The sequence below is a fragment of the Streptosporangium sp. NPDC006930 genome, from assembly GCF_040635605.1.
Classification (GTDB): Bacteria; Actinomycetota; Actinomycetes; order Streptosporangiales; family Streptosporangiaceae; genus Streptosporangium.
Map to the genome: position 1 here is coordinate 39,444 of NZ_JBEYID010000025.1, position 15,346 is coordinate 54,789.

A 15,346-nucleotide genomic window follows, 5' to 3' on the forward strand; every position below is an offset into this window, starting at 1 on the left:
GGTGCGACGTTCCTCGCCGTGTGTCGTGATCACCCCTGACCGGCCGCCCTGACCAGGGCATCGCGCATCGTCAGAGGGTGTGCCACGGCGCGGGTCCCGGACGCGCCGACCGGTGCCGGCAGCGCCGTCGGCGTCGGCGAATCAGGGCCGGCCACTCGATGGGGGCGTTCCTCGCGGGTACCGGTGGCCCCGGGCCGGTCGGTCATCCGGCCGACGCGATCCTCGGCCGCGTCGGCGGACCGCAGCCGGTCATCCCGTCGGCCTCTGTCCGTACCGCGGTAGGAGTGAGGCGGCCCCTGGCGACGAGAGGGCCGCCGGTTTCTCGTGTCCCCGTGTCACCGGATGACCGCGGGGCTCCCCGGTTTCGGTGATGAGGGGAGCCCGGCTCTCTCCGCTCAGCCCTCGGCGCGTTTCTGACGCTCGTTGTAGGCCCTCATCCGGGGGGGATAACCGGTCAGCTGGACGTCGTAGACGGGCAGGGCCAGGTCGCGGGCCACCTTGCGGATCACCGCGGGGGAGCCGACCCGGCGCCGGGTCCACTCACCGTCGTCGGCGACGGCCACCGCCGTGGTGTTCGTCGCGAATGTCTCGGGCTCGACGTAGAACTCGACGCTCTTGCGCGACTTCGCGAAGGCGATGAGCGCCTCGATGTCGGCGTCGGTCGTGGCGCGGTCGAACTTTGCGATCTTCGGCCCGCGTAGCCGCCTCAACCCGTAGCGATCTCGCCATCTCATGTTTTCTTGTATACCTCTCCTGCTCGTTCCGTGGCGGAAGGCCAGGGATGGGTCTCAGGGGCTTATGGGGGTTCATCCTGATATACGGGGCCGACAATCTGGACGAACATTGAGGTCGAAGCGGCGAAGAAAGGGTATCGGTCTCATGGCAGGCACAGCGACACCAGCAGGCCCGGGGTACGGGGGAGTGCCGGCGGCAGGCCCTCGGTCCGGTCACGCGGGGCTTCGGGTCAGCAACCAGGATCGCGAGCGGGTGGTCGAGCACGTCCAGGCCGCCTACGCGGAGGGAAGGCTCGACAAGGCCGAGTTCGACGACAGGCTGGAGCGGGCGATGACGGCCCGCGTCCACGGCGACCTCGTCCCGATCATGAACGAGCTGTACGGCACGCGTCCGGCCCGTCTCGCCTCCTACCCGCCCGCCACGGGCCAGGTCGCGTACGGTCATCACGCACACCCCTTCGGCCGGGGGGAGACCGGAGCGGAGCGTCTGGGGGCGGTGGCGTCGCACCTGCTTCCGCTGGTGGGCCTTCCCGTCATCGGTCCGGCCGTCATGATGCTCACCGCGGGCAGGACGTCGCCCTACATCCGGGCGCACTCGGTGGAGGCACTCAACTTCCAGCTGACGATGCTCGCGGCCACCATCGTGCTGGCAATCACTTTCATAGGCTTCGTCCTGACGCCCCTGCTCTGGATCGGCGGCGTGGTGCTGTCCGTGGTCGGCTCCGTGGCCGCGGCGGGCGATGGCGACTTCCGATACCCCTTCACCCTGCGTCTCGTGAAATGACGCCTCCGGCGTCCTGAGGCCGCAGGACCTACGGGACGGCGGCCGCGCGAGGGACGTGGCACCCGCGCGGCGGTACGCCGGACCACGGACGTGACACGAGCGCGAAGACAAGTCAGAGCATGAGGGCGCGGACCATGTCGACGGTGTCGGCCTGGTCCGCCGTCTTGTCGGTGCGGTAGCGGATGACTCTGGCGAAGCGCAGCGCCATGCCGCCGGGATAACGGCTCGACTGCTGCACGCCGTCGAAGGCGATCTCGACGACCGTCTCGGGACGGACGGTGACCGTCCAGCCGTCGGTGGGCCCTTCGGCGATGCCGAGGAAGCGGTCGGTCTGCCAGGCGAGCAGCTCGTCGGTCAGGCCCTTGAAGGTCTTGCCGAGCATGACGAACCCACCGGTCACCGGGTCGCGGGCGCCCAGGTGCAGGTTGGAGAGCCTGCCCTCGCGGCGACCGTGGCCCCATTCCGCGGCCAGGACGACGAGATCGAGCGTGTGCCGGGGCTTCACCTTGATCCAGCCGGCACCGCGCCGCCCGGCGGCGTAGGGAGTCAGGAGCGACTTGACCACCACGCCCTCGTGGCCGCTCCTGATCGCGTCCTTGAAGAACGCCTCGCCGTCCGCGACGTCGCCGGTGACCAGGCGGGGGGTCACCAGCTCCGCGGGCACGGCGGCGGTCAGGGCCGCGTGGCGTGCCTCACCCGGCAGGTCGAGCAGGTCGGCGCCGTCGACCCGCAGCGCGTCGAAGAAGAAGACGCTCAGCGGGGTCCTCTCGCGCACGCGCGGCAGGTCGGTGCGGCTGGACACGCGGCCCGAGGTGACCTGGAAGGGCTCGGGGCGACCGTCGGCCCGCAGCGCGATAACCTCGCCGTCGAGGACGAGGTCGCGGGAGGGTAGGGCGCTCACCGCCTCGACCAGCTCGGGCACCTGCGCGGTGATGTCCTCAAGGGCGCGGGTGAAGACGGTGATCCGGTCATCCGAGCGGTGAGCCTGGACCCTGACGCCGTCGAGCTTCCACTCGATGGCGACCGGCTCGCCGAGCTTGCCGAACGCGGTCGCGATGGAGGTGGCGCTCTGGGCGAGCATCGGCGACACCGGGCGGCCGACCTCCAGGTGGAAGGCGCGCAGTGCCTCGACCCCGCCGCCCAGGGCGGCGGCGCCGACGGCGGGAAGCCAGCCGCGCAACGTCAGCGCCCGCCTGACCTCGGTGGCCGGCACCCCGGCCGCCTTCGCGATGGCCTCGACCATCACTCCCTCAAGCGCGCCCTGGCGCAGCTCGCCCCGCAGCAGCCGTGACAGGAAGACCTGCTCCTGGCGGGTGAGGGCGCCGAACAACTCGGAGACCAGCGTCCTGCGCGCGCTCTGCGAGCCGGGACCCGACAGGGCCTTGATCTCATCGAGGAGGTTGTGGACCCCGCGCAGGGTGGCGGTGGCGGCGAGCCGGGGTTCCGGCGGGTTCTGCAGACTCGTCCAGCCCACTCCGACGTTGCGCTGAGGCAGCTCTCCTGAGAGGTAGGCGATCGCGATCTCGGCCTCGTCCGGCTCGACCCTGCCGAGCAGCTCCGCGAGGTGGGCGGTCTTCGCCAGCCGGGCGGAGACGGCGGTCACGGCCGCGGAGGTGCGCGCGAGGTCGATCAACAACACAGTGACTCCTCCGCTCCCCGAAGGGAGCGGCTTCTCGCTTCCCTCGGTCGAGGTAGGCGACGGCCAAGCCCTGACCGTTTCAAACACACGAACGGTAACAGGGAGACGATTCACCTGCCAGGTAAACCTGGCAGTTCCCTCGCTAAGAACGATGGCCATTCTAAGAGCTACGAGCGGAATTTCGGTGAGGTGAGGCGCTGCTTTTCTGAGTCATCGCGCCCCGCGGGGAGGTCGGACCTGCCCTTGAACCTCGCGAACGTGAGATGGCCGTCAGGTCGGGGCACACAGAGGACGACATCGGACACAGAGGGCGACACCGGACGCAGGGGACGATGCCAGGCGCGGGGGATGGCGCCGGATATTGAGGACGGTGCAGGACGACAGGGACGGCAGTGGGGGCCGGGGAGGTGACAGGACACGCGGGGCGGGCCACCCGTCGCCGGTGAGGCCCGCCCGCATGCGTCGTTTCGTCCCGAGTCAGCTCACGCCGAGGAGGTCCACGACGAAGATGAGCGTCTCACCCGGCTTGATGCGGTTGCCCGCGCCTGCGTTGCCGTAGCCGAGGTGCGGCGGGATGGTGAGACGGCGGCGGCCGCCGACCTTCATGCCCGCGACGCCCTGGTCCCAGCCCGCGATGACCCGGCCCCCGCCCAGCGGGAACTGGAAGGTGTCTCCGCGGTTCCACGACGCGTCGAACTCCTCGCCCGTCGAGAAGGCAACGCCGACGTAGTGCACGGTGACCTGGTGTCCCGGCTTGGCCTCCGGGCCGTCCCCTACGACGATGTCGACGATCTCCAGCTCCGAGGGCGGGGCGCCTTCCGGAAAGTCGATCTCCGGCTTCTCCAGTGCCACGTGGTTCTCCTTGGTTGGATGCGCGCCGGTCGATTTCCGACCGGCCGGACGACTCTACGGGTTTCGGCGTCACCACGAGAGACGTGGGGGCCGGGGTGGCTTCCGCGTCGTCTTTCCGAAGTCGTCCTTCCGAGGAGGGGAGGGGCGGGTGGCCTCCCGTACAGGGGTGGCGAGCACTCGTACGCGAGGTCGCCCGGGATCATCTCGCGAGGGCGGCGACCAGCGGTGCCACGGGCGCGGGCGGCGCGTGGACCACGGGGAGAATCGCGAGGGAGCGCTCTCTGAGATAGAGGGTGGCCCGCTCGGCGGGGAGTGTCAAGAGGTCGGCGCGGCTCTGTGGAACACGGTGGAAACGCGACCTTAATGTGACCTTTCATCGTGGGAGCGCTCCATTTTCTATAAAATTTAACTTAAAAACCTCTCTGGGCTGCGGAAACATCCAAGAGAGCGAGAGGGGGCTTTCCGTGAAAAGCCGACCGTCAGGCGCGGGGCGAGGTCGGCGGGGCCGTTGACACGCAATCCCCTTGGCGTCAATCTGCTCAGAGAGCGCTCTCTTCATGATCATTTATGAGAACCCTGGGAGGGTTCCATGCGTAAGTCACGTCAGCGGTTCCTCGCCCCGATGGTCGCCGTTTCCGCTCTGGTCCTGGGCCTCACCGCCTGCGGTGGTGGCACCGAGACCGCCGGGAGCGGCGGGACGGCCTCTCGGCCGGCCGAGAAGATCAAGCTGACCGTCGGGCTGTTCAGCGACTTCCACTACGCGCCGCTGTACGAGGAGTTCAAGAAGACCCACCCCAACGTGGAGATCGTGGAGCGCCGCGCGCAGTTCAACGACCACCACACCAACCTCATCACCCAGCTGACCACCGGCGCGGGCGCCGCGGACGTGGTCGCCGTCGAGGGCGGTTACATCGGCGCCTTCACCCCCGTGCCGGACAAGTTCCACGACCTCAAGGAATACGGCCTGGACAAGCGCGAGAGCGAATACCTCGACTGGAAGTGGAAGCTGGGCGTCTCCAACGACGGCTCCGCCCTCCTGGGCCTCGGTACCGACGTCGGCGGCCTGGCCATGTGCTACCGCCCAGACCTGTTCAAGAAGGCAGGCCTGCCCGTCGACCGCGACGAGGTCTCGGCGCTCTGGCCAACCTGGGACGCCTACATCGAGACGGGCAAGAGGTTCGTCGCGGGCAAGGTGGAGGGAGCCAAGTTCACCGACGGTCCCGGCGAGCACTTCCGCGCCATGGTCGAGCAGGCCCCCATCGGCTTCTACGACGCCGAGTACAACATCGTCGCCGCCACCAACCCCGACGTGCGCAAGGCGTACGACACGGGCGTGAAGATGATCCACGAAGGTCTCTCGGCCAACCTCGCCGCGTTCTCGCCGCCGTGGAACACCGGCATCGCCAAGGGCAGCTTCGCCACCATGGTCTGCCCGGCCTGGAAGACCGGAACGATCAAGGACCAGAAGCCCGGCGAGGGCACCTGGGACATCGCGGCGGTCCCCGGTGGCGGCGGCAACCAGGGCGGCACCCACCTGATGCTGCCCAAGCAGGGCAAGCACCCCAAGGAGGCCGCGGCGTTGATCGACCTGCTGACCAGCAAGGAGAGCCAGATCAAGCTCTTCAAGGAGGCGAGCGCGCTGCCCTCGCTGCCCGCCCTGTACGACGACCCCGCGGTGAAGGACTTCGTCAACCCGTACTTCGGCAACGCGCCGATCGGCAAGATCTTCACCGACGCGGCCAGGTCGCTCAAGCCGCAGCCCGTGGGTCCCAAGGCCGGTGACGTCCTGCAGGCGATCGGCGACGGTCTCCAGCGGGTCGACCAGGGCAAGCAGAACGCCGAGGAGGCCTGGGCACAGGCGCTCAAGGACGTCAGCAGGATCAAGTAGTCGCCCTCCCGGCCGGCCGGTCTCGTACCGGTCGGCCACCTGCTCGTGCCCCTGTCCGGTGGCGGGCGCGCGTCCCGTGCCGCGGAACCGCACGCCTCCCGCCGCGACGGGCCGCACGTCTCCCGCCGTCCGAAGAACCGCAGAACCGCAGAAAGGAGCTGCCATGGCCACCCGCGCGCCCGATCGCCTGGCGGCGGTCCCACCGAACAGGCAGGCGGGACCCCGCCTCCGCCGCCAACTGGTTCACCAACTCGACGTCAAGGGCTCGCCGTACGCTTACGTGGCACCCTTCTTCCTGCTCTTCTCCGCGTTCGGGTTGTTTCCCCTCGCGTACACCGCCTGGGTGAGCCTGCACGAGTGGACGCTGCTCCAGGACGAGCAGACCTTCGTCGGCCTGGAGAACTTCAGAACGCTGCTCGCCGACGACTACTTCTGGAACGCCACTTTCAACACCCTGTCCATCGGGGTGCTGTCCACCGTGCCGCAGCTGCTGCTCGCCATCTGGCTCGCCCACCTGCTCAACCGGCCGCTGCGGGCGCAGACCTTCTTCCGCATCACGCTGCTGCTGCCCAACGTGACCAGTGTGGTCGCGGTGGTGGTCATCTTCAGCCAGTTGTTCGGCCGGGACTTCGGCATGATCAACTGGGTGTTCTCCCTGGTCGGCGTCGAGGGCGTCGCCTGGAACGAGGGGGTGCTCAGCTCTCACTTCGCCATCTCCACCATGATCATGTGGCGGTGGACGGGCTACAACGCCCTCATCCTCCTGGCGGCGATGCAGGCGGTGCCGCGCGAGTTGTACGAGGCGGCCACCATCGACGGCGCGAGCGGGATGACCCAGCTCCGCAGGATCACCATCCCGATGATCAAACCAACGATCATCTTCGTCGTCATCACCTCGACGATCGGCGCGATGCAGATCCTCGCCGAGCCGCTGCTGTTCGGCTCCTACCTCGTCACCGGAGGGGTGGACCGGCAGTATCAGACGCTCTCCCTGTTCATCTACGAGAACTTCACCAAGCTCGACTTCGGTTACGCCTCGGCCATCTCCTGGATGATGTTCGTCTTCATCGTGGTGGTCGTCGGCGTCAACTACCTGCTCACCCGTCGTGGGAAGGGAGGGCTGACATGAGCGCCCACACCGCCGCCCCCGCGGTCCGCCGTCGTTCCGGTGGCGCCGCCCGCAGGCTCACCTACCTCACGCTCGCCGCGGTGGCGTTCTTCTCAATGATGCCGCTCTACTACAGCGTCGTGGTCGCCTCCCGCGACAACGCGGCCCTGGCCGACGTGCCGCCGCCGCTCATCCCCGGCGGCAACTTCTTCGCCAACGTCGCCCGCGTCTTCGACACGGTCCCCTTCGCCCTGGCGATGCTCAACTCCGTCGCCGTCTCCGGCACCGTCGCGTTCGCGGTGATGCTCTTCTCCACCCTGGCCGGGTTCGCCTTCGCCAAGCTGCGCTTCCGCGGGCGCAACGCCCTGCTCCTGCTCACCGTGGCGACGATGATGGTGCCGACCCAGCTCGGCATCATCCCGCTGTACATGCTGATGGTGAAGCTGGAGTGGACCGGCACCATGTACGCGCTGATCGTGCCCGCGCTCGTCAACGCGTTCGGGGTGTTCTTCATGACCCAGTACCTCTCCAGGGCGCTGCCGACCGAGCTGCTCGAGGCGGGCCGGGTCGACGGCTGCAGCACCTGGGGCCTGTTCTGGCACGTCGTGCTCCCGGCCGCCCGCCCGGCGGCGGCGGTGCTGGGCATGCTCACCTTCATGTCGGTCTGGAACGACTACTTCTGGCCGCTGGTCGTCCTGACCCCGGAGGATCCGACGGTCCAGGTCGCCCTGTCCACACTGGCCAGCGGATACGTCAACGACTACGTGCTCGGCCTGGCGGGCACCACGCTCGGCACGCTGCCACTGGTCATCGTGTTCGCCCTGCTCGGCAAACAGATCATCGGAGGAATCATGCAGGGGGCGGTGAAGGGATGACCGTCGTCGGCACTCGGGGGCCACCCTTGCTTCCGTCATGCCGACGACAACGGCCACCCGCGCGTCGTGCACACCGCGATCGCCGAAGGGGCGGACGCGCGTGGTTATCTGGTCTGGGCGCTGCTGGATAATTTCGAGTGGGCCGAAGGGGGCCGGCGTAGGTTCGGGATCGTGCGTGCGGACTTCGCCACCCGGCGCCTGCTCAAGGACGGCGCGCCGTTACACCGCGATGTCATCGCACGTAACGGACTGCAATCGACGGTAGGGGAAGAACACGATGAGACGTCCCACTCTGGAGGCGGTCGCCGCCCGTGCCGGGGTCTCCCGGTCGACCGTCTCCCGGGTGGTGAACGGCCAGACCACGGTCACCGCCGACATCCGGGACCTGGTCATGCGCGCGGTGAACGAGCTCGGCTACGTCCCCAACGGGGCGGCGAGAAACCTGGTGACCCAGCGGACCAACTCGGTCGCGCTGGTCGTCTCGGAGTCGCCGAACCGTGTGTTCTCCGACGATCCGATGTTCTCCACCGTCATACGCTCGGCCAGCCTGGAGCTGGAGGCCGTCAACAAGCAGGTGGTGCTGCTGCTGGCCGGGTCGCCGGAGAGCCATGCCCGGGTGGAGCACTACATCGCCGGCGGCCACGTCGACGGCGTCATGCTCGTGTCCAGCCACGGCGCCGACCCGCTGCCGGTCGCGCTCACCCGGCTGCGCGTCCCGGTCGTCTCCTACGGCAGACCCGCCGTGCCGGTCGAGATACCGTACGTCGACAACGACAACGTCGAGGGCGCCGCCACCGCCGTGCGGCACCTGCTGGAGCGAGGCAGGCGGCGCATCGCCACCATCGCGGGGCCGCTGGACATGATAGGCGGGCAGGACCGGCTGACCGGCTACCGCGAGGTGCTGCGCGACTCCGACCGCCGCTCGATCATCGCGGTCGGCGACTTCACCCGGGAGTCGGGGGCGGTCGCGATGCGGCAGCTGCTCGCCGACGACCCGGAGATCGACGCGGTCTTCGCCGCGAACGACCTGATGGCGATCGGTGCGATGCACGCGCTCCGCCAGGCGGGCAGGAGGATTCCCGACGAGGTCGCCATCGTGGGTTACGACGACATAGAGGCCGCCCGCTACACCGACCCGCCGCTGACGACCATCCACACGCCGCACGCCGAGCAGGCCGCGGCGATGGTCCGCCTGCTGCTCTCCCTTCTTGAGGGAGGCCCCGCCGAGTCGATGATCGTGTCCACGGATCTGGTCGTCCGGGCGTCCTCGTAGTCCCGGTTCGGCGCTCTGGCCTGACGCCGGCCGGGTGCCGAGGCTCCGGCACCCGGCCGGGGATCCGGACTCGTGGTCGTCGTCGGATCTTGAGCCTCGTCCGCTCGCCGCGGCCGGAGGGCGACCGGGTTCAGGACGCGGTGGACTCCCGGACGACCAGCTCGGTGGGGAGTGTCACCTGCGCCTTCTCCTCCAGTTCGAGGACCATGCGGGCGAGTCTCCGTCCCATCTCGACGGTCGGCTGCCTGACCGTGGTCAGCGGGGGCTCGGCGTAGGAGACGGCGGGGATGTCGTCGAAGCCGACCACCGCGACGTCGTCGGGGACCCGTCGGCCCGCCTGGCGCAGCGCCGGTAGCGCGCCCAGCGCCATCAGGTCGTTCGCCACGAAGACCGCGTCGATCTCCGGGTCGTCGGCGAGCAGCTGCCGCATCGCGATCGTCCCCGACTCCCGGGTGAAGTCGCCGACGGCGACGATGGAGCGGCGGTCGGAGTCGCGCAGCACGGCGCGGTAGCCGTCGAGCCGGTCGATTCCGGCGATCATGTCCTGCGGTCCGGCGATGGCGGCGATGCGCCGCCTGCCCCGTTCCATCAGGTGCCGCACCGCGCGCTCGGCGCCGCCGACGTTGTCCACGTCCACGTACGGCAGGCTGCTGGGCACGGTCGGCCTGCCGCTGCACACCACCGGCACCCCGCGCCTGGCGAGGATGGCCGGCAGCGGGTCGGTGCCGTGCATCGACGCGATGACCACGCCGTCCACGTGGCCGTTGGTGGCGTAGCGCTCGGCCCGCTGGTAGCCGCCCGTCGCGCCGATGAGCATCAGCACGAGCTGCTTGTCGGCCTCCTCGATCTCCAGGCTGACCCCGCGGATGATCCCGGCGAAGGTCGGGTCGTCGGAGAAGACGCGGGTCGCCGGCTCGGGGAAGACGAGCGCTATGGAGTCGGCCCGCTGGGTGACCAGGCTCCGCGCCGCCTGGTTGGGCACGTAGCCCAGCTCCTCCACGGCGCGGTTGACCGCGTCGCGGATCTGGGGTGCCACGCGCGTGGAGCCGTTGACCACGCGCGAGGCCGTCGCCCGGGACACACCTGCCCGGGCGGCCACCTTCTCCAGGGTGGGACGGGTCCTCACAGTCCGTTCCGGCGTACGACCTGGCTGTACCACAGGGCGCTGTCCTTGGGGGTGCGGCGTTGCGTCGCGTAGTCGACGTGTACGACGCCGAACCGCTTGTCATACCCCTCGGCCCACTCGAAGTTGTCCAGGAGCGACCACACGAGGTAGCCGCGCAGGTCGGCGCCGCCCTCGATCGCCGCGTGCGCCGCGCGCAGGTGGCCGTCGAGGTAGGACAGACGGCCGACGTCGTGCACCTCGCCGTCCTCGACGACGTCGTCGAAGGCGGCACCGTTCTCGGTGATGATCAGAGGGGTGCCCGGATAGTCGCGCGAGAGCCGCAGGAGCAGGTCGGTGAGGCCGAAGGGCTGCACCGGCCATCCCATCGCGGTCTGCGGCGCGTCGGCTCCGCCGAAGGCGATGCCCTCGCTGCCCGGATAGACCGGGTTGGCGGGCTCGCCGGCGTGGACGGTCACGGTCTGCGGGTGGTAGTAGTTCACGCCCAGCAGGTCGATCGGCTGACCGATGATCTCCAGGTCCCCGTCCTGGACGAAGGACCAGTCGGTGAAGCGACGGGCGCGCTCGACGACGTCGGCGGGATACTCCCCGCGCAGCACCGGGTCCAGGAAGATCCGGTTCTGCAGGCCGTCGACGAGCTCGACCGCAGGGGCGTCGTCGCCGATCACGGGGGAGAGGTTGAGCGTGATGCCGATCGTGGCGGCGCCCGAGGCGCGCAGCGCCTGGACGGCCAGGCCGTGGCCGAGCAGCAGGTGGTGGACGGCGGCGAAGCCCAGCGCGGGCTCGGCGAGGCCGGGGGCGTGGATGCCCGACGCGTAGCCGAGGAAGGACGAGCACCAGGGCTCGTTCAGGGTGGTCCACGTCTCGACCCGGTCACCCAGCCTGCCGTGCGCGATCGCGGCGTAGTCGGCGAAGTGCGCGGCGGTCTCCCTGCTGGTCCAGCCGCCGCGGTCCTCCAGGGTCTGCGGCAGGTCCCAGTGGTAGAGCGTCACGATGGGGGTGACGCCCTTTTCGAGGAGCTCGTCGACGAGGCGGTCGTAGAAGTCCAGGCCGCGCGGGTTGGCAGGCCCCGACCCGTCGGGCTGCACCCGGGGCCAGGAGATGGAGAACCGGTAGGAGTGCAGGCCGAGGTCGCGCATGAGCGCGACGTCCTCGGGATAGCGGTGGTAGTGGTCGCACGCGACGTCACCGGTGTGGCCCGCGTGAACCTTGCCGGGGGTGCGGGAGAACGTGTCCCAGATGGAGGGGCCCCTGCCGTCATCCCGGGTGGCGCCCTCGATCTGGTAGGCCGCGGTGGCGGCACCCCAGATGAAGCCCTCGGGGAATCTCAGCACGCCGGAGTCCTGAAGGTCGTAGGACTTTTCGGCGGACATGGTCATGTCCTCACCGCCCCATTCTGTTCGGCTGTTACGTGAGAGCGCTCTCTGGAGCATCACGGTACCGCATAGATGGTGTCAAGAATTCTGGGATGGTAACCGTAATATCACGGTTCTTGACTTTGCGTTGCGGGCAGACAACTCTTCCGGAGAGCGCTCTCACGCTCCCCGGCAATTGTGTATTTGGAGGATGGTTTCATGTCGCTCCTCTCTCGCTCCCGGCGCACCGCCCTTGCGGCGGGCACCATAGGGCTGGCGTTGGTCGTCACCGCCTGCGGATCCGCGGACCCCACGCCATCGGCGGGTGGCGACGCCGGTACGTCCCCCGAATGTGCCGCCTTCAGCCAGTACGGCAAACACGAGGGCAAGACCGTCAGCATCTACTCGCCGATCCGCGACGTGGAGGCCGACCGCTTCGAGAAGGCGTGGAAGCCGTTCGCCGACTGCGTCGGAATGAAGATCACCTACGAGGGCACCGGCGAGTTCGAGGTTCAGGTCCAGGTCCGTTCGGACGGCGGCAACCCCCCCGACATCGCCTTCTTCCCCCAGCCGGCCCTTCTGGAGCGTTTCGCCAAGGCGGGAAAGCTCAAGCCCGCCTCCAAGGAGATCAAGGAGCTCACCGCCGAGGGCTGGTCTGAGGACTGGGCCAAGTACGCCACCGTCGACGGCGTCTTCTACGGCGCCCCGCTCGGTGCGAGCGTGAAGTCCTTCGTCTGGTACTCGCCGAAGATGTTCACCGAGAAGGGCTGGGCCGTCCCCAAGACCTGGGACGAGCTCATGACGCTCACCAACACGATCGCCGACTCCGGCGTGAAGCCGTGGTGCGCGGGCATCGAGTCCGGTGACGCGACCGGCTGGCCGGCGACCGACTGGATCGAGGACCTCATGCTCAGGGAGGCCGGTCCCGAGGGATACGACGACTGGGTGAGCCACAAGACCCCGTTCAACGACCCCAAGGTCACCGCGGCGGTCGACAAGGTCGGCGCGATCCTCAAGAACGAGAAGTTCGTCAACGGCGGCTACGGCCCGGTCAAGTCGATCGCCAGCACCGCCTTCCAGGAGGGTGGCGTCCCGATCACCGAGGGCAAGTGCGCCCTGCACCGCCAGGCGTCCTTCTACGCCAACTTCTGGCCCGAGGGGACCAAGGTCGCCGAGGACGGCGACGTGTTCGCCTTCTACCTGCCGGGCAACGACCCGGCCAAGAAGCCGGTGCTCGGCGCGGGTGAGTTCGTGGTGGCCTTCACCGACCGCCCCGAGGTCCAGGCCGTCCAGGCGTATCTCGCCTCCGCGGAGTTCCCCGCCGCCCGCATGAAGCTGGCGACCTACGTCACCGCGCGCAAGGGCGTCGACCCGGCCAACGCCCAGAACCCGATCGACAAGCTCTCCATGGAGATGCTCCAGGACCCGAGCACGGTCTTTCGTTTCGACGGCTCGGACCTGATGCCCGCCGCGGTCGGCGCGGGCACGTTCTGGAAGGGCATGACCGACTGGATCAACGGCAAGGACACCAAGACGGTCCTCGACTACATCGAAGCCTCCTGGCCCAAGTCCTGATATATCCCGATGAGTCCGGTTCCGCGTGATGTGCGGGACCGGACCGTCGTCCTCCCGGGAGATTCTCCGATGGACTTCGACTTCGCCGCCGAACTGCCCAAACTCCTCCAACTGCTGATCGGCGTCGCCGCCTTCCTCGTGGTGGTGGCGGTGATCCTGGTGCTCCTCGACCGCGCCCCGATGCGGCGGCGCGCGTGGACCCACGCCACGATCCTGCTCCTGCCCGCCCTCCTGCTCCTCGCCATCGGCCTGGTCGTACCGGCTGTGCGCACCACCCTGCTGTCGTTCATGAGCGGCGACGGCAGGGAGTGGGTCGGCATGTCCAACTACGCCTGGATGTTCACCCAGCCGGAGGCGGTGATCGTACTCCGCAACACCCTCATCTGGGTGCTGCTCGTCCCGCTGCTGGTGACCTCGGTCGGGCTGGTCTACGCAGTCCTGGTCGACCGCACTCGTTTCGAATCGCTCGCCAAGTCACTCGTCTTCCTGCCGATGGCGATCTCCTTCGTCGGGGCGGGCATCATCTGGCGCTTCGTCTACGCCTACCGCTCCGAGGAGCAGGACCAGATCGGCCTGCTCAACCAGATCACGGTCGCGTTCGGCGGCGAACCGCAGCAGTGGCTCCAGGAGGCACCGCTCAACACGCTGTTCCTCATCGTGGTCATGGTCTGGATCCAGGCGGGTTTCGCCACCGTGGTACTCTCCGCCGCGATCAAGGGAATCCCTGCCGAGATCGTCGAGGCCGCCCGGCTGGACGGGGCGAGCCCGCTGCAGATGTTCTTCCGGGTGACGCTGCCGTCCATCCGCTCGGCCGTGATCGTGGTGCTGGTCACGCAGTCGATCGGCACGCTCAAGCTGTTCGACATCGTCCGCACCATGACCGGCGGCCAGTTCGACACCGGCGTCATCGCCAACGAGATGTACAACCAGGCGTTCCGGTACGGCGAGACGGGCAAGGGCGCGGCCCTCGCGGTCTTCCTGTTCGTCCTGGTGACCCCGATCGTGATCTACCAGATCCGCCAGCGCAGAGAGGCCGTCGGGTGACCGGGCGAGCAGGCAGGCCCCGCGTCGCGAGCACGCGGACGGCGAAGGAGTCCACATGGCCACGTTGACCCAGACCATGGTGCGGCCCGAGGTGACGACGGCACCGCAGCGCGTACGGCGGAGGCTGAGCGGCCGCATCGCCGGCGTCGCGGCGATCGTCATCGCGGTCCTGTGGACCACCCCGACCTTCGGTCTGCTGCTGTCCTCGCTGCGCCCGGAGGACCAGATCAAGACCACCGGCTGGTGGACGTTCTTCTCCGACCCGCAGATCACCCTGGAGAACTACCAGCAGGTCCTGTTCGGAACCTCCTCGTCCTCCGGCCAGATGATGAGCTTCCTGATCAACTCGATCGTCATCACGATCCCGTCGGTGCTCTTCCCGCTCGCCCTCGCCACCTTCGCGGCGTACGCGCTCGCCTGGCTGCCGTTCCGCGGCCGAGAGTGGATCTACATCGGCGTCTTCGCGCTGCAGATCGTGCCGCTGCAGATGGCACTCGTGCCACTGCTCTCGTTCTTCTCCGAGGGCGTGTCCGTCTTCGGCCTCCAGTTGATGCCCGCCTGGGAACTGGAGGGCCCCGCCCGGTTCATCCAGGTCTGGTTCGCCCACACCTGCTTCGCGCTACCGCTGGGCGTCTTCCTGCTGCACAACTTCATGTCCGAGCTTCCCGGCGAGCTGATGGAGGCGGCGAGGGTCGACGGGGCGAGCCACGGGAAGATCCTGCGCACGATCGTCCTTCCGCTGGTCGGGCCCGCGCTCGCCACCTTCGCGATCTTCCAGTTCCTCTGGGTCTGGAACGACCTGCTGGTGGCCCTGATCTTCGCCGGGGGCACCCCGGAGAGCGCCCCGATGACGGTACGGCTGGCGCAGATGGCCGGTACCAAGGGCAACGAGTGGCAGCGCCTGACCTCGGGAGCGTTCGTCTCGCTGATCATCCCGCTGATCGTCTTCCTGTCGATGCAGCGCTACTTCGTCCGCGGCCTGCTCGCGGGCGGCGTCAAGGGCTGAGCACCCTCTTCCACGTCCACCTGCCGGGGGGGGGGGCGGCGGGGGGGGGGCCCGGCGGGGGTTGGGGGGGGGCTGGTGCAGAGAGCGCGG

The 15,346-nt window shown here is 68.8% G+C and carries 13 protein-coding genes and 1 pseudogene; 9 read left to right on the forward strand and 5 right to left on the reverse strand.

Annotated features, from left to right (window positions below):
• Positions 1–395: 395 nt before the first annotated feature.
• Positions 396–734: a hypothetical protein gene (locus tag ABZ664_RS32765; RefSeq protein WP_350945893.1), complete on the reverse strand. Its 339-nt coding sequence runs from the start codon at positions 732–734 to the stop codon at positions 396–398.
• A gap of 145 nt (positions 735–879) precedes the next feature.
• Here ABZ664_RS32765 and ABZ664_RS32770 point away from each other — a divergent pair, with 145 nt between their 5' ends.
• Entirely contained in the window at positions 880–1,518 is a 639-nt protein-coding gene (locus ABZ664_RS32770) for a DUF1707 and DUF4870 domain-containing protein (RefSeq protein ID WP_362518613.1), read from the forward strand.
• Positions 1,519–1,630: 112 nt separating this feature from the next.
• Here the strand turns inward: ABZ664_RS32770 and ABZ664_RS32775 are convergent, their stop codons facing one another.
• Positions 1,631–3,157 (reverse strand): ATP-dependent DNA ligase, encoded by a 1,527-nt coding sequence (locus tag ABZ664_RS32775; RefSeq protein ID WP_362518620.1) that lies wholly within the window; start codon positions 3,155–3,157, stop codon positions 1,631–1,633.
• Positions 3,158–3,634: 477 nt separating this feature from the next.
• Positions 3,635–4,009, reverse strand: a complete 375-nt coding sequence (locus ABZ664_RS32780; RefSeq protein WP_350925951.1) for an FKBP-type peptidyl-prolyl cis-trans isomerase — start codon at positions 4,007–4,009, stop codon at positions 3,635–3,637.
• A gap of 589 nt (positions 4,010–4,598) precedes the next feature.
• Between ABZ664_RS32780 and ABZ664_RS32785 the strand changes: the two genes are divergently transcribed.
• The 5 genes and pseudogenes from ABZ664_RS32785 (at position 4,599) to ABZ664_RS32805 (ending at position 9,153) form a co-directional block, all read left to right on the forward strand.
• A complete protein-coding gene (locus tag ABZ664_RS32785; protein WP_362518627.1) occupies positions 4,599–5,897 on the forward strand; it encodes an ABC transporter substrate-binding protein in 1,299 nt (432 codons plus the stop codon).
• 163 nt (positions 5,898–6,060) lie between these two features.
• Positions 6,061–7,026 (forward strand): sugar ABC transporter permease, encoded by a 966-nt coding sequence (locus tag ABZ664_RS32790; RefSeq protein ID WP_362518632.1) that lies wholly within the window; start codon positions 6,061–6,063, stop codon positions 7,024–7,026.
• Positions 7,023–7,880 (forward strand): carbohydrate ABC transporter permease, encoded by an 858-nt coding sequence (locus ABZ664_RS32795; RefSeq protein ID WP_362518638.1) that lies wholly within the window; start codon positions 7,023–7,025, stop codon positions 7,878–7,880. Before ABZ664_RS32790 ends, ABZ664_RS32795 begins: the two co-directional genes overlap by 4 nt.
• Positions 7,881–7,946: 66 nt before the next feature.
• Positions 7,947–8,117, forward strand: a pseudogene (locus ABZ664_RS32800) (family 1 glycosylhydrolase); the annotation flags it as partial.
• Between the two features lie 40 nt (positions 8,118–8,157).
• Positions 8,158–9,153: a LacI family DNA-binding transcriptional regulator gene (locus ABZ664_RS32805; protein ID WP_350945899.1), complete on the forward strand. Its 996-nt coding sequence runs from the start codon at positions 8,158–8,160 to the stop codon at positions 9,151–9,153.
• Between the two features lie 130 nt (positions 9,154–9,283).
• Here the strand turns inward: ABZ664_RS32805 and ABZ664_RS32810 are convergent, their stop codons facing one another.
• Positions 9,284–10,279: a LacI family DNA-binding transcriptional regulator gene (locus ABZ664_RS32810; RefSeq protein WP_362518644.1), complete on the reverse strand. Its 996-nt coding sequence runs from the start codon at positions 10,277–10,279 to the stop codon at positions 9,284–9,286.
• The gene (locus ABZ664_RS32815; RefSeq protein ID WP_362518648.1) at positions 10,276–11,655 is read right to left on the reverse strand and encodes a GH1 family beta-glucosidase; all 1,380 of its coding nucleotides are present in this window, start codon (positions 11,653–11,655) and stop codon (positions 10,276–10,278) included. Before ABZ664_RS32815 ends, ABZ664_RS32810 begins: the two co-directional genes overlap by 4 nt.
• 195 nt (positions 11,656–11,850) lie before the next feature.
• Here ABZ664_RS32815 and ABZ664_RS32820 point away from each other — a divergent pair, with 195 nt between their 5' ends.
• From ABZ664_RS32820 to ABZ664_RS32830, 3 genes are all read left to right on the forward strand, one after another.
• Positions 11,851–13,206, forward strand: a complete 1,356-nt coding sequence (locus ABZ664_RS32820; protein ID WP_362518652.1) for an ABC transporter substrate-binding protein — start codon at positions 11,851–11,853, stop codon at positions 13,204–13,206.
• Positions 13,207–13,275: 69 nt separating this feature from the next.
• Positions 13,276–14,250: a sugar ABC transporter permease gene (locus tag ABZ664_RS32825; protein ID WP_362518655.1), complete on the forward strand. Its 975-nt coding sequence runs from the start codon at positions 13,276–13,278 to the stop codon at positions 14,248–14,250.
• Positions 14,251–14,305: 55 nt separating this feature from the next.
• Positions 14,306–15,256: a carbohydrate ABC transporter permease gene (locus ABZ664_RS32830; protein WP_362518660.1), complete on the forward strand. Its 951-nt coding sequence runs from the start codon at positions 14,306–14,308 to the stop codon at positions 15,254–15,256.
• The last annotated feature ends 90 nt before the right edge of the window (positions 15,257–15,346 follow it).